Annotated in this window: 2 pseudogenes; both read right to left on the bottom strand. The window is 63.1% G+C overall.

What is annotated here, in order from left to right:
• A pseudogene (locus AB1460_RS37430) lies at positions 1-874 on the bottom strand (group II intron reverse transcriptase/maturase); the annotation flags it as partial.
• A gap of 22 nt (positions 875-896) precedes the next feature.
• Positions 897-1328, bottom strand: a pseudogene (locus AB1460_RS37435) (IS701 family transposase); the annotation flags it as partial.
• Between the last annotated feature and the right edge of the window lie 147 nt (positions 1329-1475).

Raw genomic sequence — 1475 nt, forward strand, 5'->3', positions numbered from 1 at the left:
CCGTTGCTCCGCATGCCTCGCATCCATCCGCGAGGAGCCGATGGATCAGCTCGTTGCCGCGAGAGGTGCCCAGGGTCGGCGCTCGGTCGGTGAGGGCTGCTGTGGGTTGTCGGTGTAACGGGATGCCATCGAATCGTGCGACCAGCGGTTTCCTACCATCACTGCGTTGGACGACGACCTGGAAGCATTTTCTCGGTCCGTGGTCCGTCTGCACGGTGGCTCGGTACTTTCCTGCCATCGCGTTGACGGTAGACCGATGCTTGCCCGCCAAGGTCTTCAACATGGAAGTCTCCATGTACCAGCGCAGTTTCTGGAGCCGGTAGACATCACCGGCAAGCAGGTAGTACTGGACGACGCCCCGATACTCGGCCTGATACTTCGAGACGATCGTGTAGTCGTCGCCATGAAGCATCTGTGGCCGCTGCGCGGGTTTACCGCGCCAGGAGTACAGGGCACACTTGGTTCTGATCACATCCGGGGGTATACGCAACCCGATCGCTCCGTTGACCGCCCGGCGACCCCGGGTGATCTTAGTATCGGAGTGTTGGGCCACGATATGGTAACCGAGGAAACGCGCCCGCCCGGTCTGAGCATGGGTAACGAGCGTCTTCTCGGTAGACAGCTCCAGTTTGAGGTCGTCATGGAGGAACTGCCTGATCCGCTGTGTGATCTCGTGCGCTTCGGATTTCGGCCCGCTGAACCCGAGTAAAATATCGTCCGCGTACCTCACGTACCGCAGTCTCCGGTAGTCAGGATCGCAGGGGTCCTGGCTCGGGAGCTGGCGGCGTTGCTGCCGCAGTCGGCGTAGTGCGCTGCGGTCCTTGTGCCGCCGGGCACGCGCGATCGCGTACTCAACCTGCTGGTAGGCAGGGTTAGTACTCCAGTAACAGTGATCCTTACGTGGTCGCGGCCCGCGTGACGTCTGCCTGGTTGGCTCGGATCCGGGCTCGGAAGTGGTAGTAGCGGGCGCGTGCCTGGTGGCTGCGGCGCCAGTCCGACCACCATGTGATCACCGAAGGTGGGATCACGGCCTGTCCGAACAGGGCGAGAACATGCCGGATTTCGTTAAGACTGAACGGGATCATCCTGGTCCCGGCTGGTTCCGCCGGCTCGGGGATCGCGAGGCCACGGCCCTCACGCTGGTAGCCCACCGCCCTCGTCGCCGGTGGGCGTTCCGGCGGGTCCTGCTCGCGGGTCTTCGCCGCAGTGACCGCGAGCCAGGCATGAGCGAGCATCGCCAACGTGATGTGCCGATACCAGGCGTGGTACATCCGGACCTGGAAATGGTCGAGACCGACCTCGTTCTTCGCCGCCTGAAAACACTCCTCTTGTCAACGGCCAGTTCGTGGTGGCTCTGGCACAAATTCCGTGACGGCCCGGTGGGCGGGCCGCACGAGGCGTCGTGGATCATGGCGAGTGGCTGTCCTTGACCCGATCCATGTCCTGTTCCCTCACTTCGTCGGCCTGGTCGTAGA

Origin of the sequence: Parafrankia sp. FMc2 (genome assembly GCF_041008525.1) — a bacterium.
Classification (GTDB): domain Bacteria; phylum Actinomycetota; class Actinomycetes; order Frankiales; family Frankiaceae; genus Parafrankia.